Raw genomic sequence first — 21808 nt, forward strand, 5'->3', positions numbered from 1 at the left:
TGAGGAACCCAGCCGTGCCAGAGCTGATCTTCCCGCTCGACTCGACCAAGAAGTTCACCGACCAGGCCAAGATCGGTCACAACCGCTGGCATCCCGAGATCCCGCCGGTGGCCCGGGTCACGCCGGGCGACAGCTTCCGGGTCCACTGCCGGGAGTGGTTCGACGGCGCGATCCACAACGACGACTCCGCCGAGGACATCCGCGACGCCCCGCTGACGACTGTGCACGCGCTCAGCGGCCCGTTCGCGATCGAGGGTGCCGAGCCGGGCGACCTGCTGATCGTGGACATCCTCGACGTGGGGCCCATCCCACAGGAGGACAGCGGTCCGCTGGCCGGGCAGGGCTGGGGTTACACCGGGATCTTCGCCACCAGGAACGGCGGCGGGTTCCTCACCGAGCAGTTCCCCGACGCCTACAAGGCCATCTGGGACTTCTCCGGCCAGAACGCCACGTCCCGCCACATCCCAGCGGTGTCGTTCACCGGCATCGTCCACCCCGGGCTCATGGGCACCGCGCCTTCGGCGGAGCTGCTGGGGAAGTGGAACGCGCGGGAGGCGGCGCTGATCGCCACCGACCCGCACCGGGTGCCGCCGCTGGCCCTGCCGCCCGAGCCGCGGGACGCCGTCCTCGGGTCGGTGCCCTCGTCCGAGTACGACCGCGTCGCGGGCGAAGCCGCCCGTACCGCGCCGCCCCGGGAGAACGGCGGCAACCAGGACATCAAGAACCTCACCAAGGGCTCCCGCGTCTTCTACCCGGTGTTCGTCCCCGGCGCCAACCTGTCGGTCGGCGACCTGCACTTCTCCCAGGGCGACGGCGAGATCACCTTCTGCGGCGCCATCGAGATGGGCGGCTTCGTCGACCTGCACGTCGATCTCATCAAGGGCGGCATGCAGACGTACGGCGTGAGCGAGAACGCCATCTTCATGCCGGGCCGCGTCGCCCCCCAGTACAGCGAGTGGCTGGCGTTCTCCGGGGTGTCGGTCACGCTGGACGGCGAGCAGCGCTACCTGGACTCGCAACTGGCCTACCAGCGGGCCTGCCTGCACGCGATCAACTACCTGACGGCGTTCGGGTACAGTCCCGAGCAGGCATACCTGCTGCTCGGGGCCGCGCCGATCGAGGGCCGGCTGTCGGGGGTGGTGGACATCCCCAACTCCTGCGCCACCGTCTACCTGCCGACCGCGATCTTCGACTTCGACATCCGTCCCGGCGCGTCTGGCCCGGCCCGCGTGTCACCGGGCACCAGCGCCCCGCACGCCGCCTTCACCTGAACCGCCCTCTCAGTCAGCCGGACGGGGTGGGGAAGCTCGGTTCGGCCTCCACCGGGGTGGCGAACGGATCAGCCTCCCCACTCACCTGGAACCCATCGCCTGTATCCATGGGCACTGTTGTACAGCCACGCGCGCGGGTGGGGACCGATCTTCGCTCTCAGGGCACTCGGGTATGCCCGGCATATTTCAGATAAAAAATGCAGTGGGCAATAATGGACGAGATTTGACCCGTGGCCTTTCCGAAAACCGGCGGGCATGGGCTTTTCCGGCCCGCGTACCTCGGAGCGAGAAGAATGGCACTGACCACCGCCGAACGCAGGGGGGCGCTCCGCGCGGTCATGCGCGCGCCGCTGCTGCTGTACCGGCTCGATCTGGGATGGATTCTGGGGCGGCGGTTCCTCTACCTGGCGACCCGGGGCCGCCGCACGGGCCTGCGCCGCGAGACGGTGCTGGAGGTGGTCGGCCTGGACCGGGCGACCTCGACGGTCTACGTCGTGTCCGGCTGGGGGCGCGCGAGCGACTGGTACCGCAACCTCGAAGCCGGCCCCGCCCTGGAAGTACGCCTGGGCCGGCGCCGGCTGCGCGCCCCCGAGCACCGGTTCCTGACGCTCCAGCAGGCCCGGGTCCTGCTCAGCCGCTACCGATCGGCCCATCCGGTCGTCTGGAGGCTGCTCGCGCCGAGGCTCGGCCTGCCCGGCGACCCCATGGCCGTCCAGCAGGTGTACGCGGTGGCGTTCCGGCCCACCTGAACGGGGTCAGGGCGGCGAAGGCTGCCCCAGCGGGCCGAGCAGAAATCGGCCGCTGCGGTTCGGCAGCTCCAGCAGCGCGTTGATCAGCGGGGCGAGGCGCCGGAGCTCCTCCAGATGGGCGGCGCTGAGCAGGGACAGCTTCAGCCGGCCCGCTTCGGTAAGGGTGAGGCGCACCTCGCGGCGATCCCCGGCCCTTCCCCGGTTGCGCCTGATCAGGCCGAGCCGCTCCACCCGGTCGGCCAGTTGTACGGCGCTGTGGTGCCGGGTGCACAAATAGCCGGCGAGCTCGCCCATGGTGGGCCCGCGGGAGTCGGAATGACCGCGAACCGCCAGGAGCAACTGGTGCTGCGCCGACGTGAGACCCACCTCGGCCGCCCGCTGCTCGCTCCACCACAGGAAGGAGCGGAGCCAGGCCCGCGACGAGAGCAGGTTGGCGTAGTCCTGATCGGTGAGTCGTTCCGACGGTCGCCCCATAACAACAACCCCTCTTAACGTGATATTATCACACAAAGAGATACAAATCGGGCGGCCGCAAAGGGTCGGAAGCTTACGCCGCCGTCAATCAACGGCCGTCGTTCTCACAGCCTCAGGCACGCATGCTGGTGCATGCGCAAAGGTGGTGAAAGACATGGCTGGCGAGACCATGCGGATGCACCCCGACATCGCGGAACTGCGAGCGAAATACGAGCTCGCCGCGGAGTCACCGATCGCCAAGGCGGTCGCCGGTCTCACGTTCCTGACCGGGCTCTACCTCGCGATCTCTCCGTGGGTCGTCGGGTTCAACGGATTCACAACCCTGACGGTCAACAACCTGGTCGTCGGGCTCGCGCTGGCGATGCTGGCCGCCGGATTCGCCTCCGCCTACGGGCGGACGCACGGCATCGCCTGGATCGCACCGCTGATCGGCGTGTGGACGATCATCGCACCCTGGGTCGTCAGCGGAGACGTCGCCACGACAGGGACGATCTGGAACAACGTGGTGACCGGCGCACTCGCTGTACTGCTCGGGCTCGCCGCGATGGCCGGGATGAACCGCCCATTCGGCTCGCCGCTGGGCCGGCGCCGCTGACTGCCCGGGCGAACCCATCAGACGGGAGCCGGCCCACGCCGGCTCCCGTGTAGACATACCCGAGCGCCTCGTCGATGAGGAACCGCGTCGCTTCCCGGTCGGCGGCTCCCATCTCACCGATCTCGCTCGGCATGGAAGCGCCTTTCCGTGCGCTGGGGATCTCATTCAGAGCGTACTTGCGGTTGATCTTCCGTACCGGCAGACCGTCGTGACTCCGGGCGCCCGAGCCTGGATCTTCACAGCTCAGGGCCTTGGCGGGGGCGGTGATACCCTTCCCCCATGACCCCGCAGGAGCTCGCCAACCTCGCCCATCTGCGACGGGCGCGGGATCTGATCGACCGGGAATACGCCCGCCCGCTCGACGTGCCGACGATGGCGCGCCACGCGCTCATGTCACCGGCGCACTTCTCCCGGCAGTTCCGGGCCGCCTACGGCGAGACGCCTTACAGCTACCTCATGACCCGCCGCATCGAGCGGGCGATGGCGCTGCTGCGCGCGGGTGTCAGCGTGACCGACGCGTGCATGGAGGTCGGCTGTACATCGCTCGGTTCGTTCAGCTCCCGGTTCACCGAGCTCGTGGGCGAGACGCCGAGCGCCTACCGGGCGCGGGACCACCGGGCCGAGGCGGCCATGCCTTCCTGCGTGGCCATGGTGCGCACCCGGCCGACCAGAAACGCCCCGAGCAGAAATGGAGAAGCAGGACGTGAGGCCGCCGCCTAGCGTTGGCCGCATGTCCATCGCACTTCAGTACTGCCACATCACCGTCAACGACGTGGACGAGGCGGTCGCCTTCTACGGCCACGCGCTCGGCCTCGCGGTCCGCAACGACGTCGCGTCCGGTGACTTCCGCTGGGTCACCCTCGGCAGCCCGGACCAGACGGGCGCTGAGATCGTGCTCTCCGAGCCGCACGCCGGCCGGTCCCAGGCGGACGGCGACACCATGCAGGAGCTGCTCACCAAGGGCGTCCTGCCGATGACCGTCTTCCGCACCGACGATCTCGACGCGACCTTCGAGCGGGTCCGGGCATCCGGCGCCGAGGTGCTGCAGGAGCCCATCGACCAGCCCTGGGGCCCGCGCGACTGCGCCTTCCGCGACCCCTCGGGCAACATGGTGCGGATCTCGCAGGAGCCCAAGTCCTCCTAGCCGTACGCGCTTCCGGCTGCCGCCACCCGGCCGGCAGCCGGATCCGCCTCCATCCGGCCCTGGCCTGACAACGCCTTTCACATCGTTACAGTGGCGCTGACCTGCGGCTTCGCTTAGCTTGAGTAGCAGAGGGGAGTACTTCCCAAGAGCCGGTCCGGTCAATACGGACGTGACCACGTCCTCGGGGCGGCCGCCTGTGCCGTGAAGGAGACCTCGAACGGCCGATCGCCATCGTTCCAGGAGGTTCCATGCCGGCTCCCGCAGAGGTGATGACGGCTGCGCCGCTGGAGAGCATCGGCTCGCCGCAACTGTGGGCGATCAGCATCGCCTGTCTGGCGCTGCTGCTGGGCGCGGACTTCCTCCTGACGCGCCGCCCGCACAAGGTACGGATGCGCGAGGCGGTCGGCTGGTCGGTCTTCTACCTGGCACTCCCGCTGCTCTTCGGCGTCTACGTGTGGCGCGCGTTCGGGACCGGGGTGGCGTTGGAGTTCTACACCGGTTACGTGGTGGAGAAGTCGTTGTCGGTGGACAACCTCTTCGTGTTCATGCTGCTTCTCTCCGCGTTCGCGGTGCCGCGCGAGCTGGCCCAGCGGGTGCTGCTGTACGGCATCATCGGGGCGCTGGCGTTGCGGGCGGTCTTCATCGCTCTGGGCGCGGCCGTGCTGCAGAGCGGCACCTGGGCGTTCCTGCTGTTCGGCGGGATCCTGATCGTCACCGCGTGGCGGATCCTCAGGAACGCCGTGATCGGCAAGGAGCAGGAGGTGGACATCTCCTCCATGCGTACGATCCGCCTGCTGCGGCGCGTCATGCCGGTCACCGAGGACTACCGGGGCTCCCGGCTGGTGGTCCGCGAGGGCGGGCGGCGTGCCCTGACCCCGCTGGCGCTGGCCATCGTGGCGGTCTTCGCCACGGACATCGTGTTCGCGGTCGATTCAGTGCCCGCCGTGTACGGCGTGACCGAAGACCCCTACCTCGTCTTCGCCACCAACGCCTTCGCCCTGCTCGGCCTGCGGGCCCTGTACTTCGTGCTGTCGGACGTCCTGGGCAAGCTGCGGCATCTGAACTACGGGCTCGGCATCATCCTGGGTTTCATCGGACTCAAACTCGTCCTGCACTGGGCACACGGCCTCTGGCCCGCGGTCCCGGAGATCCCCACGCTGATCTCGCTCGGCGTCATCGTCGCGGTGCTGGCGATCGTCACGATCACCAGCCTGCACGCCAACCGCAGCGCAGCCCCCTCACGCCCGAACATCTGACTCCTCGGTCTCCCACCGCCCCCTGCCCCACGACGAGCCCGTCTGTGCTCTCCGTCGTTCCCGACCCCACCCGACACGTCCTGGGTCTCTCCACCAGCTCCGACGACCACGACGGCCCCCACCGGGATTTCCGTGATCACCAGCGATTCCGTCACTGACGATCCCTAGACTGTCGGCGCCCCAGTTTGATCATTCCGATCGATCGGAGATGCCATGTCGGTGCGGCGGCGGCTCGGAGCGCCCGAAGATCTGGAGACGCCGCGTCCCCTTCCCGGACGTTCGCCCGTTCCCCAGCGGATCACCGCGATCGCGGTCACCACGGACCTGAGCCGGACGGCGGTCGCGACGGCGGCGCCGTGGTTCCCGGGTCACAGCGAGGCGCTGGTGCTGGCGGACGGGGCCGTGGCCCGCCTGGCCATGCCCGACGACCGCGGAACCGTCCACGATCTCTGCTTCGACGGTGACGGCTCGGCGCTGACCGCCATGGTCAGCCGCAATTCGATCCGCCGCTGGGCGCTCGACGGCTCCGGCGAGGAGTGGCAACTGGGCATGATCGGCAGCGGCGGTTCGTCCGACCTGCCACTCGCCCAGGTCGCGGCCTCCAGCAGCCTGGGGAACGCCGGCCGGGCGGCTGGGGTCTTCGCCACGGCCAACGCGTTCACCCAGAACGTCGTCGTCCGTGACGCGCGGAGCCGGCAGGTCCTGCACGACATCCAGCAGATCTTCCGGGACCTCCCGCACGACGACCGGATGGTGAGCGAGGGGACCGTCGCCCTGGACGCCGGCGGATCACGCGTGGCCTTCTGCCGCCCGCGCCGTACGTTCTGGAAGGAAGACGAGGCGATCGTCGTCCAGGAGGTCGGCAGCAGTTCGTACGCCGAGCACCGGACCGGCATTCGCTGGGCGAACGGCCTGGCGTTCAGCCCGGACGGTGCCGCGGTCGCCATCGTGGGAGCCCAGGAGGACCAGACGCTGGCCACGATCATCGACCTCGACGACCCGGCCGGCGATCCCGAGCCCGTGGTGCTGCCGACCGAGGAACGCGTCGACCGGGTCAACCTGCGGCCCGTGTGGTGCGGCACCGAACCGCGCGTACCGATCGTGGAACGCGACCATGTCACCGTCTGGAACCTCGCCACCGCCTCCCCCGTCCTCTCGGTGAACGTCCCCGGCCCTCGAACCGCCACCACGCTCAGCCCCGACGGCCGCACCCTGGTGATCGCCTCCCCCGACGACGGCGTCCACGCCCACCCCCTCCCATGACCCTCCGTCACGCCCAATGCGACCCCTCCCAAGACCCCGGAACCCCGAAACAGGAACCCCCGCCGCTATGAGCTCCCTTGACGAACTACTGAACGCACGCCCGACCAAGCAGGTCTGGCACGAGGTCTGCCTGCTCCTCGCCGGACTGGACGAGGCGGGACTGGCCTCGGTCACGCCCCGGGTCCTCTCCTGGCCCGCGCAGCAACGCCCGATGCCCGACGACTGGTGGGCCCAGTGGACGGCGGGCGACGTGCGCCCGCACCACCTCCTCGCCGGAGTCCGCCACCTCGGGACCCTGCACGTCGCCCACGAAGACTTCGACGAGGACGAGGGCGAGGAGACCGGACTCGACGAGGCGTCCTTCTACGAGGGAGCCACCGCGGTGGCTGCGCCCTCCGACCTGTCCTGGGTGGCGCTGGGCGCGGCGGCCGAGTGGCACCACAACGGCGGCGACATCGTCCGCTGGGACACCAGGGAGAAGGATCGTCTGACCTGGTTCCTCGACGGCGGCGACTATCACGACGAGCCCCACGACCTCCAGCTCAGCCCCGACGGCCGAATAGTGATCACTTCCGTCGAGGGCCACCTCCGCGCCTGGTCCGCCGAAACCGGAGACGAACTGTGGGCCTTCCCCGAACTCTCCGACTCCGACGACGAGGACGAGGACTCAGAGGACTCAGAGGACTCCGAGGCCAAAGCCCCGTCAGCCGACCTCAGGAACCAGAACGGCGAGAGTGAGGGCCCGCCCCCCGACTTCAGAGACCGAAACGACGACGTCGAGCATCAGAACACCGACACCGAAAACCCACACGAAGACAAGCGATTCAACCAATTCGACCTGGTCAGGATCGGCTTCAGTGGCGACGGCCGCCGGGTGGCCTTCGGCATCGGTGCGTTGAGCCGAGTTGCCGGGAGGGCGGAGGAGGAGGGCCGGGTCGCCGTGATGGAGGCGGAGACGGGCCGGGTGGTGCTCAGCTTGCCGACCGGGCAGGCGTTCGGCCCCGTCGCGCTGGACGCGAACGGACACCTGCTGGCGCACACCTCGCCAACCGGGCAGGTGGTGGTCCGCGAGGTCGGCACCGGCACCGTGCTGGCCACCGTCCCAACCCAGCTCAGCCAGGTGAACGCCCTCGCCCTGTCCCCCGACGGGACTGCGGTGTTCGCCGCAGGCGGTACGGCCGACGATGCCGCACCGGCCGCCGAACTGCTGAGTCTCACCCCCTCCCACCCGGCCGGTGAGCTGATCCAGCCGACGGAACTCCCGTATAAGATCGACACAAGCTCAGTCACAACCTGTTGCGCAACACGCGCCGTGTGGACCGACCACGGCCCGTACGCCTTCATAACGGCATCCGGCGGCTCAGCCGGAGGCGCCGGCTCAGTGCTCTTCGACTCAACCGGGCGAACGCTGTGGACGGACCCGAACCACCAGATCGTCTCCTTCACCCCGGACGGCCGAGCAATGGTAACCGTCGACACGACCATCGAGGCATGGTTCCTCCCCGGTCTGGCCACCCCCCGCGAAGAGACGACAACGTAACCACCCCAGCAGAACCACCCCCACGCAACGCTGACCACAACCCCCAAACCGCCGGTCAGCCCCTGCGCTCACACGCCTCCAACCGCCCGCATCGGCGGCGGACGCCTCCGGCGCAAGAACCGACCCCACCGCCGAAGTGAGCGGCCCTCCGGCGGCGTCCGGCCGTCGAGGGTCTTCCTTCCCGTGGCGTCAGGCCGTCGGGGGGTCGTCCTTTCCGTAGAGGGCCGCGAGGAGCGGGCGGGTCAGGGCGGCCATCTCGGCGGGTGAGCGCGGGCAGTCGCGCTCCAGCCAGTCGGTGGCCACCCCGATGAGCGCTCCCGCGGTGAACGCGGCGGGCACGTCGTGCGGGACGGCCGCCGTGTAGTCGAGCGGCGCCCCGGTGCCGCACCCGGCGGCGGCCCGCCGTGCGCCGACGTAACCCGCCACCGTGGCGCGGCGCCGCACGTGGTCGATGACCCGCGCGCTTCCCTGGGGCCCGAGCACGCTGCGGTAGAGGCGGGCGTGCTCGGCGAGGTGGGCGAAGAAGGTGCGCAGCGTGTCGGTGGTCGAGTCCGGGGTGTCCTTGGTCTCCGGGCTGGGGATGGCCTCGATCAGGTCGTCGATCATCGCGGTGCACGCCGTCTCGGCCAGCTCGTGCACGTCACGGTAGTGGTCGTAGAACGTGGAGCGGCTCACTCCGGCGTGCTCGACGACGTCGGCGACGCTGATCCGGGACAGGTCGCTGTCCTGAACGAGGTCGATCAGCGCACGGCGCAGGGCCGCCTGCGTGCGGCGCACCCGCGGGTCGCCCAGCTCGCCGTTTGTCTCCCTGGTGAGTGCCACGCCTCAGTGTACTGTCCCCTACATGTGTAGGTTAGCCTACGGCTGTAGGGAAATTGGCATGCTGATTGGGGAATCGTGACCACTGAGTCCGCTGAGACGCTCCAGATCGCCCGCACCTGTCCGTACGCTCCACCCGAGCAGCACCTCCGCCTCCTGCGCGAGCAGCCGGTCACGAAGGTCAGGCTGCCGGGCGGGTCGGACGCCTGGGTCGCCGCCCGCTACGAGGACATCCGCACGGTCCTGAGCGACCCGCGCTTCAGCGCCAACCGCCGCCACCCCAACGCCCCCAGGCTGAACGGCGAGCTGTCAGCCGCCGACTCGCCGCTGCCCAAGATGATGCTGGAGATGGACCCGCCCGAGCACGGACCGGTCCGTCGCGCCGTGATCGGGGAGTTCACCGTCAGGCGCATGGCGGCGCTGCGGCCGCGCATCCAGCAGATCGTGGACGAGCACCTCGACGCCATGCTCGACGGCCCGCGCCCGGTCGACCTGGTGCAGGCGCTGGCCCTGCCGGTCCCCTCGCTGGTGATCTGCGAGCTGCTCGGCGTGCCGTACGAGGACCACGACTTCTTCCAGACCAACTCCGCGCAGTTGCTCGACCACAACATCACGGCGCAGGGGCGGCAGCACGCGGCCCTGGAAATGGCCATCTACCTGGACAAGCTGATCACGTCCAAGGAGGAGAACCCCACCGACGACCTGCTCGGCCGCCAGGTGATCAAGCAGCGCGAGAGCGGTGAGGCAGACCACGGTGCGCTGCTCAGCCTGGCATTCCTGCTGCTGATCGCCGGGCACGAGACCACGGCGAACATGATCTCGCTGGGCACGTACATGATGCTGCAGCACCCCGAGGCGCTCGCGGCGCTGCGCGCGGACCCGGACAAGGCGCCGGGCGCCGTGGAGGAGCTGCTGCGGCACTTCACCATCGCCGAGTTCGCGATCATGCGGATCGCCATGGAGGACGTGGAGCTCGGCGGCACGGTCATCCCCGCCGGGGAAGGCGTGCTCACGCTGGCCAACGCCGGCAACCGCGACCCGGAGGCGTTCGAGAACGCCGACGCGTTCGACATCGAGCGCGACGCCCGCAGCCACCTGGCCTTCGGCTTCGGCCCGCACCAGTGCCTGGGCCAGAGCCTGGCCCGCGTGGAGCTGGAGATCGTCTTCAACAGCCTGTTCCAGCGGATCCCCGGCCTGCGGCTGGCCGTCCCCGCCGAGCAGCTCTCGTTCAAGGACCACTCCACCGTCTACGGGATGCACGAGCTGCCCGTCACCTGGTGACGAGAGCGGCCGCCGCCGCTCCACCTGAGGCCCTGGTACCGCCGGGCGAGCGCGGATGCTCCCCGGCGGTGCCGGCTACTCGTGGCCGTGGTCGTCGTGGCCGTGGTCGTCGTGGCCGTGGCCATTGCCGTTGTCGTGGCCGCGGCCGTGGCCGGAGTGGGGGCGCAGGCCCGACAGGTCGCGGGCGACGACGGTGTTGCGGTCGGAGACGCTGCTGCCGAGCGCGAACTGCGGCCAGTAACCCATGATCTCCTGGCGGCTGCGCTCGCTCCACCGCCGGGCCAGGTCGCTGCGCGTCTTGTAGAAGTTCAGCGCGAAGCCACCGGTGTGCACGCGCAGCAGGGAGAACCCGCCTGGATACTCCTTGCCCGCGGCCACCTCCTGCAGGGTGACCTTCGGCGCCAGCGGGCTGATCGTACGCTTGTTGCGGTGGGTGTGCCCGGCGTGGTGCAGGAAGAGCCCGGGCGTGCCGGCGTAGTCCTGCAAGATGGTCTGGGCCTGCCCGGCGTCGAGCGAGTTGCTCGCGCTGATGGGGAACGCCGAGTCCTGGACGACGAGCGGGTGGTGGCCGAACACCAGGGTCGGCCGGTCCCGGTCCTTGGCGAGCTCGGAGCGGAACCAGTCGAACTGGTCGGTGGACAGGGCGCCCGCGTCGCCGCCGTTGCCCGGCTTGTCATAGGTGTCGATGCCGATGACCCGCAGGCCCTCCGGCAACTGGCGGGTGAAGTACGTGGGCTCGCTCCCCGGAAAGAACGCGTCGTGGAAGCAGTCGTTGCCCTGCCACTGCCCGGCCCGGCAGCCCGCGTAGGGGTCACCGACGTGCGCCCGGTCGTGGTTGCCCCGGGTGACGAAATAGTCCTGACGGTAGCGGCCGAACCGGCTGAGCATGCGGCCGGCCGTGCTGAGATCGACCGGCACCGCCTCGGCCGAGATGTCCCCGGCCGCCATCAGGTAGTCGGCCCCCAGCAGGTGGGCGTCGCGGACGAGGGCCTCCAACATGACCTCCGGGTACGGCGGCAGCCCGGGCTCCTGCGTGATCCCGATGTACTGCGGCTGGCCGCCGACCAGGCCCGCCTGCGTCTCGCCCATGTGCAGGTCGTTGCACAGGGCGATGGAGAACAGGAACCGGCCGGGCGGGGGCTTGGGGGTGGTGAAGCTGAACGGGCCCGAGCCGTCGAGGCCGTGGTCGGAGGTGCCCACGGCGTTTCCGCTGATGAGGGTGAACGGGGTCGGCGGGACCGGCTTGCCGTTCGAGCGTGCCTGGTAGTAGTACGTCCGGCCGGGCTCCAGGCCCTCCAGCTCGACGTAGTGGTAGGGGGTGTGGTTCGACAGGCCGCCCGCGACCCGGTTGAGGCGGTCGGGACGGGTGCCCCAGCGCACCTCGCCGTCGGCAGGGGCGGGCTCCATCCGGCCGAGACCATCGTCGCTGCCGGTGTAACCGGTGTACCAGGTGACGATGGCACGGTCTTCGGTCAGGGTCACCAGTTCGAGGTTCGCCGGTGACACGTCGCCGCCGCGGGACGACGCCTGCGCCACGCCACCGCCGACGGCGGCACCGGCGAACAACGGGGAGGCTGCCGCCACAGCGGACCAGCGCAGAAGGTCACGTCGGGTGAAATCACATCCAGGCATGACGGGCAAGGTATGGGACAGGAGTGAACAACCTGTGGGCCGGAGGAGATGGCAGATAGTCCATTTTCGAATGATTTGTCCGCCCTCACGGCCTCCGGAGGGTACCGGCGCCGAGGGCGTCGACGACGGGCTTCATCGCGTTCGGGTCCACGCCGTTGCGTTCGAGCTGCTCGGCGGGCATGGAGGAGGCGTAGCGGCCGACCATGCCGCGCGGCCTCCTTCGCCACCGCCGAGTCCGGGCCGGTGGCGAAGACGACTTAGGCGCCGATGTCCATCGACGCGGGGTCCTTGCCCGCCTTCTCCGCGCCCGCCCGCGGCCGGAATTCAGCCGGTCCGCAGGACTGGAAACGGCCGCTCTTTTGACCCGGCAAACCGCGGATCACTCATTTCATCGGGCACACCTGGAAAGGATCTTGGCAAGATCGCTTCTCACGGGCCCCTCTCATCGGCAAGGGGTGGCCGATTGCGGCCAGTCGGGAGCTTTCCGTAAGCGGGCTATTTACAACTATTCGCCGACCGGTCACCCTATGACCGTGGCCACACCCACCTCGTTGATCAGCGGCTGGCGCTGAAAGTCAGCGAGGTTGTCAACCAATGCGATTTGGTATCCGCTCACGCCAATACGCCAGGAGGGGTGGTGCAGTCATAGAAATTCTGCACGGCCAGCGATCCCAAATTCGTTATGGCGTAAAGCCACACCAGAAGGAATGACACCGATGAGAATAACGCGACGATTACGGGCCGCCGTGTGCGTGGTGGTGGCCGGTGCGATGCTGGTGGCCGGGGCAGGGACGGCGTCGGCCGCGCCCGGGGTCACCCCGGCGGACGTGACGTTGAACCTGAACCCGGGCGAATCGACGACGATCGCCAAGACCGTGTCAACTCCGGCGATTCCTCCCAAGCCGGATATCGCGTTCCTGATCGACACAACAGGGAGCATGGGCGGGGTCATCTCGAACGTGCGGACCAATGCGAACACCATCTTGTCCAACGTCGCTTCGGCGCAGCCGGACGCACAGTTCGCGGTTGCCGAGTACAGGGACGTGTCGGTGGACGCGACGCCGTTCCGGGTGGCGCAGAACCTCACCGGCAACCAGACCGACGTCACCAACGGTCTCAACTCGCTGGCCGCGACGGGCGGCGGCGACATCCCCGAGGACGGCATCAACGGTCTGTTCCAGGTCGCCTCCGGGGCGGTCGGCTTCCGGCCGAACAGCACACGGATCGTGTTGCTGATCGGGGACGCCCCCAGCCATGACCCCAGCAACGGCCATACGCTGGCCGATGCGATCAGCGCCCTGCAGGCAGCAGACATCACCGTGCTCGCGTTCGACCTGTCCGGGCTGGACTCGACCGGGCAAGCGACCGCGATCACCAACGCCACGGGTGGACAACTGTTCTCCGGCCTCAACCCCTCGGAGGTCAGCGACACCATCCTGGCTGCCCTGAACAACCTGCCGGTCACGGTCACCCACCAGCTGCGCGACTGCGACCCGAACCTGTCGGTGTCCCTGACCCCGGGCAGCCGGACGATCACCAGCGGCGATGATGCCACCTTCAGTGAGACCGTCTCCGTCGGCGCCGGAGCCGTACCGGGAAGCACGATCACCTGCAAGGTGGACTTCCTGCTCAACGGCGCCCTGTCACCAGGCTTCACTGAAACGATCACCGAACACGTTCCGAAGGTGACCCCATCGATCACCACGACGCCATCGGGTACGGTGCCCGCGGGCGGGAACGTCTCTGATACCGCGACCCTGTCCGGCGGGTACCACCCGACGGGCACCGTGACATTCGAGCTGTTCGGGCCAGGTGACACCGACTGCGAGACGCCCATCGCGACTCGTACCGGGACGGTGTCGGGCAGCGGCACCGCCGTGTCCGGGAACATCGCCGCGGGCGGGGTGGGTACGTACCGATGGGTAGCCACCTACAGCGGCGATGACAGCAACAACCCGGTCACCTCGGCGTGCGGCGACGAAGAGGTCGAGGTCGTCAAGGCCACCCCGGGCATCACCACCACCCCATCGGGGTCCACGCCGGCCGGCGGCGTCGTGTCCGACACCGCCACCATCTCCGGCGGGTTCAACCCCACCGGTACCATCACATTCCACCTGTACGGCCCCGGCGACACCACCTGCACGACACCGATCGCCACCCGCACCGACACGCTGTCCGCCGGCGGCACCGCCGCATCCGGCGACGTGACCATCGGCGCGGCCGGCACCTACCGGTGGTCCGCCACCTACAGCGGCGACGCCAACAACAACTCCGTCACCTCACCCTGCAGCGCCGAACAAGTCGTCGTCACGCCGCAGCGGCTGACCGGACGGGCCTACGGCCTGACGGCCACCGCCTCCCTGGCCGGCATCCAACTGGTCAACATCGCACCCACCCCCGACACCGGCCACATCTCCACCACCTCGACCAGCACCACCTCGGTGCCCTGCACCGCCACCCTCAGCGGACTGATCAGCGCGCACGCCCTGTGCGCCAAGGTCGCCACCACCGAATTCCCCGGCAAATCCGTGGCCACCGCCTCCATCGACGACACCACCGTCGGGATCACCGGCATCCCGGTGATCACCGTCAAGACCATCAACTCCAGCTCCACCACCACCTGCGCCGGATCCACCGGAACCACCACGATCGCCTTCCTCAAGGTCGGCAACACGGTGGTCATCGCAGAACCCACCAATATCCAACCCAACACGACCGTCAACGTCGGCGTCGTCAAGCTCGTCCTCAACGAGCAGATCCCCTTCACCACCCCCGACGACGGCCTGACCGTCAACGCCGTCCACATCAGCGTCAACGCCCTCGGCCTGGCCAAGACCGACGTCGTCCTGGCCTCCTCCGAAAGCGATATCGGCAACTGCCCATAACCCAACCCACCTGAACCGACCAACCCCAAGGCCGGGCGGAGCATCGCGGCTCCGCCCGGCCTCGGCCGCGCTTCAGGCGCCCCGGGGTCGCTTTGCTCCGCATCGGCGGTCTCGCCCTGGCCGCCCAGCTCTGGCGAATCTGGAAAGGGCAGAACTGGCCGCCATCCCCGGGATCGAGGCGGCGTTGCGGGCGACGCGGTGGTTCACCGACGAGCCGGTCCCGGCGGGCGAGATCCGCCGGGTGCTGGAGGCGGCCCGGTGGGCGGGGTCGGCGCGCAATCGCCAGCCGCTGCTCAGGCCACCTCGTCAGGTGCGAAGTAGTCGCGTAGCAGGGCGATCTTCCCGTCGCGGAGGCGGAAGATCTGCACCAGCGACATGCCGCTCTCCCCCGCGGGGCCGTCGAAAGCGGTGTCGATCTCGACGATGAACACGTCGGGGTCGGCCGTGGCGTGCAGGATGTAACGGGTCCTGTCCACGTTCACGGTGCGGTCGTCGCTCGCGGAGCGCTCGTAGTAGGCGGTCATGGCCCGGCGGATCTCCTCGCGCCCCGCCATGCGCCGGGGATAGGAGTGCCCGGCCGGGAGGAGCGGGGTCTCCAGGACGCCGTCCTCGGTGAACAGCTCGGCCAGCGCGGCCGCGTCCCTGGTCATGCCGGCCCAGACGTACCGCTGGTAGGTCTCCTGGTTGGTCAAGGGCATGGCTGGCTCCTCGGCTGGTCTGTCCCGCGGCGAGCGTAGTGCACCCGGGCGCCGCCGTGCGGGCCCGGGCGCGTGCTCGGTCGATCAGATGACGACGTAGCAGTTGACGCCGTCCGACTCGCGGTAGCAGTGGGCGGTCTCGATGCCGCTGATCTTGGTGTAGACGTTCGCGCCGATCCGGTGCCACGTTCCGTGCATGCTGAGCCAGTAGGGCTCGTACGCCATGGTGAACGCGTCGGTGTCGCTGTAGCCGGCGGCGTAGCTGTAGGTGTGGCCGTTCATGCTCGCCGTACGGCAGTTCGAGTCGGCTGTCACCCAGCTCGTGGCGTTGCCGCCGGTCCAGTTCCAGATGTCGCAGTTGCCGCCGTAACCGGCGTTGTAGTTGCGGATGTCCTTGGCGATGACCAGATTCTGCAGGCTGTCGTGCCGGACGACCAGGCCGCAGCACTCCACGTCGGCGGCGGTCGCCGCGCCATCGGGCTGGGCGGCGGGGGCGTCCGCCGGCGCGGTCAGCGGCGGCCCCTGCGGCTTGTCGTCCGCGTAGGCGGCCGCGCTCTGCGTGCCCAGGATCGACAGGGTGAGGGCGAGGGCGAGCATGACACAGCGGATGATGCGGCGAGTGCGTGACTCCACGGCGATCCTTCTCTCTGCTCCTGCGTTCAGCGGCCCGGCCAGGTGATCCGCGCCGGGCCTCTCATGGCATGAGCAGGCTCACCGGTCGGGGATGAGCGGGGCAACAGGCGGGCGGCCGCCCGGGACGGTGGAACGAGACACGGCCGCTGAGCTGCGCGGACACGAAGAGACGGGACGGCGGGACGGCCGTCCCCGAGATGGGACGGCCGTCCCCGGGACACGGTGGGGGTCAGAGGACGCTGGAGAGGAAAGCCCTGGTGCGCGGTTGCTTGCAGTCGGCCAGGAGCTCGGCGGGGGTGCCCTGCTCGACGACCACGCCCTCGTCGAAGAACGTCAGCGTGTCGCCGACCTCGCGGGCGAAGCCGATCTCGTGCGTCACCACGACCATGGTCATGCCGTCGAGGGCGAGCTTCTTCATCACCTCCAGCACCTCGTCCACGAGCTCCGGGTCGAGCGCGGAGGTCGGCTCGTCGAAGAGCATGAGCGTGGGGTTCATGGCCAGCGCCCTGGCGATGGCGACCCGTTGCTGTTGCCCGCCGGAGAGCTGGTGCGGGCGCTTGTGCGCGTGGTCGGCGAGCCCCACCTGGGACAGGTGCTCCATGGCCAGCTCGCGGGCCTTCTCGCCGCGAACCCCGCAGACGTGGACGGGCGCGCAGGCGACGTTCTCCAGCGCGCTCTGGTGGGCGAACAGGTTGAACCGCTGGAACACCATGCCGATCCTCATGCGGAAGGCCGCGAACCGCTTGGGCGTCCAGGGGTGGTATTTCCCGTCGCGCAGAGAGTAGCCGACCTGCTCGCCGAGGACCCGCAGACTGCCGCCGAGCACCGGCTCCAGGCCGTTCACGCAGCGCAGGAACGTGGACTTGCCCGATCCCGACGGACCGATGATGCAGCTCACCTCGCCGGGGGCGACGGTGAAGTCCACGCCGTGCAGCACCTGGGTGTCGCCGTAGCTCATGCGGACGTCGCTGGCGACCACGACCGGTTCGTCGTTCATCAGGTCCCTTCCGGTTTCGGCTGGCGGGGCAGCACCCGGGCGGCCAGGCCGCCGCCGCGCACCAGCCGTACGGCGTCGGAGCCGAACCTCCGCTCCAGCCTGCTCTGCAGGAAGGTGGCGATGGCGGTCATGAGCATGTACCACAGGCTCGCGACGATGAGCAGTTCCATGATCAGGTTGTTGGACTTGTAGATCTGGCTGGCGTTGGTCATCAGGTCGTGCCCGGCGACGACGTAGACCAGCGAGGTGGTCTTCAGCATGGAGATGAACTCGTTGCCGGTGGGCGGGATGATGATCCGCAGCGCCTGCGGCAGCACGATCACCCGCATCCGCTTGCCCGGCGTCATGCCCAGCGCGTACGCGGCCTCGGTCTGCCCCCGGTCCACCGCCTGGATCCCGGCGCGTACGGTCTCGGCGAAGTACGCGGCCAGGTTGAGCCCGAGCCCGAGCATCGCCGAGGTGAAGCCGGTCATCACCTGGTTGGTGTCCCACTTGAGACCGATCATGGTGAACGGGATCTTCAGGATCAGTTCGGGGAACAGGAATGCCAGGTTGTACCAGAAGATGAGCTGCACCAGCACGGGCGTGCCGCGGAAGAACCAGATGTAGAGCGTCGCCAGCCACTGCAGCACCGGGTTGAGCGACAGCCTCATGACGGCGAGGAACACGCCGAGCACCAGGCCCAGCACCGTGGCCAGGATCGAGATCTCGATGGTGACCAGGATCCCGCTCAGGATGAGCGGGTCGAACAGGTAGTCGAGGACGGCCCCCCAGTCCAGCCGGGGGTTGGCCACCACGAGGGCGACCAGCCAGCCGCACACGAGCAGCGCGACCAGGCCGGCCAGCCAGCGCCCCCAGTGCCAGGTCCGCGCGATCAGGACGGGCTTGCCCGACGGGTCGGTGATCGGTTCGGTACGCATGACGGCTACTTCGCGCCGTTGACGAGGGCCGACTCGATCGCCAGCTTGTCCAGGTCCCAGGCCGCGAGGATCTTGCCGTACTCGCCGCTCTGGATGAGCGCGTTGAGCGCGTCGCGGACGGCCTCGATCAGCGCCTTGTTGTCCGGGCGCAGCGCGATGCCCCACAGCGCCTCGGTGCCGTCGATGGACAGCGCCTCCACCTGCGTCTTCGGGTCGGCGGCCTTGTAGGCGGCGACCACGTAGTCGGTGATGTTGGCCTGCGCGCGCCCGTTGTTGACCTGGAGCAGCGCCTCCTGGTCACCGGCGAACTTGAGCATCTCCAGCCCCTTCTCGCCGTCCTTCTTGCACTGCGCGTCGGTGGCCTCGGCCAGCTCCAGGGACGAGCCGTTGTCGACCACGGAGATCGTCTTGCCGCACAGGTCGGCCGGGGTCTTGATGCCCTCGGGGTTGCCCTTGGCGACCACCATCCCGGCGCCCGCCTTGACGTAGTCGACGAAGCTGACCTTCGTCCGCCGCTCGGGGGTGTCCGACATCGAGGACATGAGGATGTCGTAGCGGCCGGTGATGATGCCGGGGATCTGGGAGTTGAACTCCTCGTCGGTGATGGCCAGCTTGACGCCGAGCTTCCTGGCGATGGCCCGGCCGAGCGACGCGTCGAGCCCGATCGCGGTCTTCCCGTCGGACCCGATCATGTTCATCGGGGGGTAGCCGAGGGAGCTGGTCATCTTCAGGCCGCCGGACTGGAGGTCGGCGGGCAGCTTGGCGGTCAGCGCCGGGTCGGGCTGGATGGCGTTGATCACCGTGGCGGCCTTGTCGTCGGCCGGCGCCTGATCGAGTACGACCGGCGCCGCGCTCTTGCCCGCCGGGGCGGACGGGTCGGCGCTGAGCGACTGGGCACCGCATGCCGTGCCGGTGAGGGAGGCGAGAAGCAGGGGGATGACGATCCGGATCTTCAAGGTGGCTCCTTTCAGGATCGTTGCCAGCGGATCTCGCCACCGACGACGCTGGTCAAGACCTTCGTATGGGGGATGGAGTCGATGTCTGCGGTGAAGGGGTCGGTGTCCACGGCGATGAGGTCGGCGAGCCGTCCGGGGGCGAGCACGCCCTTGCGGCCCTCCTCCCCCGCCGCGTAGGCGGACCCGAGGGTGTGCGCGAGCAGCGCCTCGCCGACGCCGAGCCGCTGCTCCGGCTGCCAGCCGCCGGGGGGATGGCCGTCAGTCCTGGTACGGGTCACCGCGGCGTGCAGCGCGACGAACGGATTGGGATGCTCGACCGGCGCGTCGGATCCGAAGGCCAGCGGGACGCCCGCGTTCAGCATCGTGCGCCAGGCGTAGGAGGCGAGGTCGTGCCCGCCGATCAGGGCCTGGACCAGGTCCATGTCGCTGGTGCAGTGGACCGGCTGCATGGACGCGACGATGCCGAGCCGGGCCATCCTGGTGATGTCCGAACGGCGCAGGTGCTGGGCGTGCTCGATGCGGTGGCGCAGGCCCGCGGGCCGCCCGGCCTCCTCGTAGGCGTCGATGACCAGCCGGTTGGCCCGGTCGCCGATGGCGTGCGTGGCCACCGCGATCCCGGCGGCGGAGGCGGTGCGGATCAGCTTCACCAGGTCGTCGTACGGGGTGACGGCGATGCCGTGGTTGTCCTCGTCGCCGGCGAACCCCTCGATCATGTGGCAGGTGTGCGAGCCGAGCGCCCCATCGCTGAACAGCTTCACCGGGCCGGTACGGAACCAGTCGTCGCCGTCCCCGGTGCGGCGGCCCTCGTCGATGGCGGCCTCCAGGTGGCCGACCGGGATCGCCTTGTGCACCCGCAGCTTGAGCCCGCCTTCGTCGCGCAGCCGCAGGTAGGCGGCGCGGCAGTCCTCGCCGTCGATGTCGTGCACGCTGGTCAGGCCGAGTGCCAGCAGCTCTTCCTGGGCCGCGCGCAGCTCGTCCACCAGGTCGCCCGCCGCCACCATGTCGCGCAGCGGGTAGGAGGCCGACTCGCGCAGGATGCCGGTCGGCTCGCCGTCCTCGTCCCTGACGATCTGGCCGCCCACCGGGTCGGGGGTGGTGCGGTCGATGCCGGCCAGGCGCAGGGCCCGCGAGTTCGCCCACACGGTGTGGCCGTCCACGCTGGGCAGCGCGGCGGGCCGGTCGGGGCACACCGAGTCGAGCGCGTACCGGTCGGGCTGCACCGGGCGGTCCCACACGTTGCTGTTCCACCGCCCGCCGGCGAGCCAGGCCCCGGGCGCGAGCCGGGCGGCGTGCCCGGCGATCGCGGCCAGCGCCTCCTCCAGGGAGCGGGCCCGGCGCAGGTCCACCTGGCTGAGCTCGCGCGCGTAGTTGGCGGTGTGGATGTGGGCGTCGTAGAGGCCGGGGATGACCGCCGCGCCGTCCAGGTCCACCAGTTCGGCGCCGCCGCCGGCGGCGGCGCGCACCTCCGCCTCGGTGCCGATCGCGACGATCTCCGCGCCGTCCGCGGCCAGTGCCTCGGCCGGCGGGTGTTGCGGCTCACCGGTGTGGATCCTGGCGTTCCTGAAGACGCGAATCGTCATACCAGCCTCTCGGTCGGAATGAGGTGAAACGAAGGGTGGGAACACTGTAGGACGTGCGCACTAGAGTCTGAAGTCGGTGATATACGACATTTCATACCTCTGAGGTGAAGTAACTCTTATGCTCAAGGCGGAACATCTGAGGACGCTGACCGAGGTGGTCCAGCGCGGGTCTTTCGCCGCCGCGGCCAACCGGCTCGGGTACACCGCCTCCGCGGTCTCCCAGCAGATGGCCATCCTGGAGCGCAAGACCGGGGTCCGCCTGTTCCACCGGTCGGCCCGCAGGGTGCTGCCGACCACCGCGGCCGAGGTGATGGCGCGGCACGCCGCGATCGTCCTGGCCGACATGGACCGGCTGCTCGCCGCCGTGGAGCGGACGCACAGGAACACCAAGCAGGAGGTCAGGCTCGGGGTCTTCCCGAGTTTCGGCCTGAACGTGCTCCCCGGTGTGCTGCGGGAGATGGAGCCGGCGGACCGCGCGGAGTTCAAGGTGTCGGTGGCCGAACCGTCGGAGCTCATCCCCGGGCTCGGCGTCGGCGGCGAGCTGGACGCGGCGATCGTCTACCAGGTGGGCAACTCCGGCCTGTCGTGGCCGTCCTCGGTGCAGCGACGGTGGATCGCCGAGGATCCCTTCCGGGTGGTGCTGCCCCGGGCCTGGCCCAGCCGGGCCCCGTACGACGTGGAGCAGTTCGTGGACCTGCCGTGGATCATGCACCATCCGGCCAGCAGCGACGCCTTCGTCCTGGACGGGGTGCTGAACCGGTGGAACCTGCACCCGCGCGTGGTCGCCCACTCCGACGACTTCAGCGCGACGCTGGCGATGGTCGGGGCCTGCCTGGGCGCGGCGCTCGTGCCCAGGCTGGCACTGCGCGGGCAGCCCGAGGACGTCGTCGTGGTGGACGCGCCCTGGCTGAACGTCAGCCGCAGCATCTTCGCGCTCTATCTCCCCGACCGCGAGACCGCCCGGCTGCGCCTGCTCTTCGACACCCTGACCGAGACCTGCTCCGGGTGAGCGGCCCGCCGGAGGTGCGCGGTCGTGTTTGTGGTAGACCTTGCAGGACGCGGCGGCCGGGCGGCGTGGTCGGCTCGGTCTTTGTGGGATTCCCACAACGCAGCAG

20 protein-coding genes are annotated in these 21808 nt (G+C 69.4%); 11 read left to right on the top strand and 9 right to left on the bottom strand.

What is annotated here, in order from left to right; genetic code table 11:
• The first annotated feature begins 14 nt into the window (after positions 1 to 14).
• Both fmdA and ABGB18_RS19825 read left to right on the top strand, forming a co-directional pair.
• On the top strand, positions 15 to 1271 hold the full coding sequence (gene fmdA / locus ABGB18_RS19820) for a formamidase (RefSeq protein WP_347697012.1): 1257 nt from the start codon (positions 15 to 17) through the stop codon (positions 1269 to 1271).
• 293 nt (positions 1272 to 1564) lie between these two features.
• Positions 1565 to 2020 (top strand): nitroreductase family deazaflavin-dependent oxidoreductase, encoded by a 456-nt coding sequence (locus tag ABGB18_RS19825; protein WP_347697013.1) that lies wholly within the window; start codon positions 1565 to 1567, stop codon positions 2018 to 2020.
• A 6-nt stretch (positions 2021 to 2026) separates the two neighbouring features.
• Here ABGB18_RS19825 and ABGB18_RS19830 read toward each other — a convergent pair whose 3' ends face one another.
• Positions 2027 to 2494, bottom strand: coding sequence for a MarR family transcriptional regulator (locus ABGB18_RS19830; protein WP_347697014.1), 468 nt, complete (start codon positions 2492 to 2494; stop codon positions 2027 to 2029).
• Between the two features lie 154 nt (positions 2495 to 2648).
• Between ABGB18_RS19830 and ABGB18_RS19835 the strand changes: the two genes are divergently transcribed.
• The 6 genes from ABGB18_RS19835 (at position 2649) to ABGB18_RS19860 (ending at position 8292) form a co-directional block, all read left to right on the top strand.
• A complete protein-coding gene (locus ABGB18_RS19835; RefSeq protein ID WP_347697015.1) occupies positions 2649 to 3089 on the top strand; it encodes an SPW repeat protein in 441 nt (146 codons plus the stop codon).
• Positions 3090 to 3368: 279 nt separating this feature from the next.
• Positions 3369 to 3809 (top strand): helix-turn-helix transcriptional regulator, encoded by a 441-nt coding sequence (locus tag ABGB18_RS19840; RefSeq protein ID WP_347697016.1) that lies wholly within the window; start codon positions 3369 to 3371, stop codon positions 3807 to 3809.
• A 10-nt stretch (positions 3810 to 3819) separates the two neighbouring features.
• Positions 3820 to 4233, top strand: a complete 414-nt coding sequence (locus tag ABGB18_RS19845) for a VOC family protein (protein ID WP_347697017.1) — start codon at positions 3820 to 3822, stop codon at positions 4231 to 4233.
• Between the two features lie 248 nt (positions 4234 to 4481).
• Positions 4482 to 5489, top strand: a complete 1008-nt coding sequence (locus ABGB18_RS19850; RefSeq protein ID WP_347697018.1) for a TerC family protein — start codon at positions 4482 to 4484, stop codon at positions 5487 to 5489.
• Between the two features lie 213 nt (positions 5490 to 5702).
• On the top strand, positions 5703 to 6752 hold the full coding sequence (locus tag ABGB18_RS19855) for a hypothetical protein (protein ID WP_347697019.1): 1050 nt from the start codon (positions 5703 to 5705) through the stop codon (positions 6750 to 6752).
• Between the two features lie 67 nt (positions 6753 to 6819).
• The gene (locus ABGB18_RS19860; RefSeq protein ID WP_347697020.1) at positions 6820 to 8292 is read left to right on the top strand and encodes a hypothetical protein; all 1473 of its coding nucleotides are present in this window, start codon (positions 6820 to 6822) and stop codon (positions 8290 to 8292) included.
• A gap of 189 nt (positions 8293 to 8481) precedes the next feature.
• On the opposite strand, the gene ABGB18_RS19865 is transcribed toward ABGB18_RS19860, so the two are convergent.
• Positions 8482 to 9114 carry a TetR/AcrR family transcriptional regulator gene (locus ABGB18_RS19865; RefSeq protein ID WP_347697021.1) on the bottom strand — a complete coding sequence of 211 codons (633 nt, stop codon included), beginning with the start codon at positions 9112 to 9114 and terminating at the stop codon, positions 8482 to 8484.
• A gap of 75 nt (positions 9115 to 9189) precedes the next feature.
• Between ABGB18_RS19865 and ABGB18_RS19870 the strand changes: the two genes are divergently transcribed.
• A complete protein-coding gene (locus ABGB18_RS19870) occupies positions 9190 to 10392 on the top strand; it encodes a cytochrome P450 (RefSeq protein ID WP_347697022.1) in 1203 nt (400 codons plus the stop codon).
• Positions 10393 to 10467: 75 nt separating this feature from the next.
• Here the strand turns inward: ABGB18_RS19870 and ABGB18_RS19875 are convergent, their stop codons facing one another.
• A complete protein-coding gene (locus tag ABGB18_RS19875; protein WP_347697023.1) occupies positions 10468 to 12024 on the bottom strand; it encodes a metallophosphoesterase family protein in 1557 nt (518 codons plus the stop codon).
• A 716-nt stretch (positions 12025 to 12740) separates the two neighbouring features.
• On the opposite strand from ABGB18_RS19875, the gene ABGB18_RS19880 reads away from it, so the two are divergent.
• Positions 12741 to 14909: a vWA domain-containing protein gene (locus ABGB18_RS19880; protein WP_347697024.1), complete on the top strand. Its 2169-nt coding sequence runs from the start codon at positions 12741 to 12743 to the stop codon at positions 14907 to 14909.
• A 293-nt stretch (positions 14910 to 15202) separates the two neighbouring features.
• Here the strand turns inward: ABGB18_RS19880 and ABGB18_RS19885 are convergent, their stop codons facing one another.
• The 6 genes from ABGB18_RS19885 to ABGB18_RS19910 all read right to left on the bottom strand — a co-directional run bounded on the left by ABGB18_RS19885 (position 15203) and on the right by ABGB18_RS19910 (position 20693).
• Positions 15203 to 15607 (bottom strand): nuclear transport factor 2 family protein, encoded by a 405-nt coding sequence (locus ABGB18_RS19885; protein ID WP_347697025.1) that lies wholly within the window; start codon positions 15605 to 15607, stop codon positions 15203 to 15205.
• An 84-nt stretch (positions 15608 to 15691) separates the two neighbouring features.
• A complete protein-coding gene (locus ABGB18_RS19890; RefSeq protein WP_347697026.1) occupies positions 15692 to 16240 on the bottom strand; it encodes a hypothetical protein in 549 nt (182 codons plus the stop codon).
• 229 nt (positions 16241 to 16469) lie between these two features.
• The gene (locus ABGB18_RS19895) at positions 16470 to 17237 is read right to left on the bottom strand and encodes an amino acid ABC transporter ATP-binding protein (protein ID WP_347697027.1); all 768 of its coding nucleotides are present in this window, start codon (positions 17235 to 17237) and stop codon (positions 16470 to 16472) included.
• Positions 17237 to 18157, bottom strand: a complete 921-nt coding sequence (locus tag ABGB18_RS19900; protein WP_347697028.1) for an amino acid ABC transporter permease — start codon at positions 18155 to 18157, stop codon at positions 17237 to 17239. Before ABGB18_RS19900 ends, ABGB18_RS19895 begins: the two co-directional genes overlap by 1 nt.
• Before the next feature lie 5 nt (positions 18158 to 18162).
• Positions 18163 to 19113, bottom strand: a complete 951-nt coding sequence (locus ABGB18_RS19905) for an ABC transporter substrate-binding protein (RefSeq protein WP_347697029.1) — start codon at positions 19111 to 19113, stop codon at positions 18163 to 18165.
• Between the two features lie 11 nt (positions 19114 to 19124).
• Complete coding sequence (locus tag ABGB18_RS19910; protein WP_347697030.1) at positions 19125 to 20693, bottom strand: amidohydrolase; 1569 nt, start codon at positions 20691 to 20693, stop codon at positions 19125 to 19127.
• 118 nt (positions 20694 to 20811) lie between these two features.
• On the opposite strand from ABGB18_RS19910, the gene ABGB18_RS19915 reads away from it, so the two are divergent.
• Positions 20812 to 21702, top strand: a complete 891-nt coding sequence (locus ABGB18_RS19915) for a LysR family transcriptional regulator (protein ID WP_347697031.1) — start codon at positions 20812 to 20814, stop codon at positions 21700 to 21702.
• Positions 21703 to 21808: the final 106 nt, after the last annotated feature.

The sequence above is a fragment of the Nonomuraea sp. B12E4 genome, assembly GCF_039871825.1.
Classification (GTDB): Bacteria; Actinomycetota; Actinomycetes; order Streptosporangiales; family Streptosporangiaceae; genus Nonomuraea.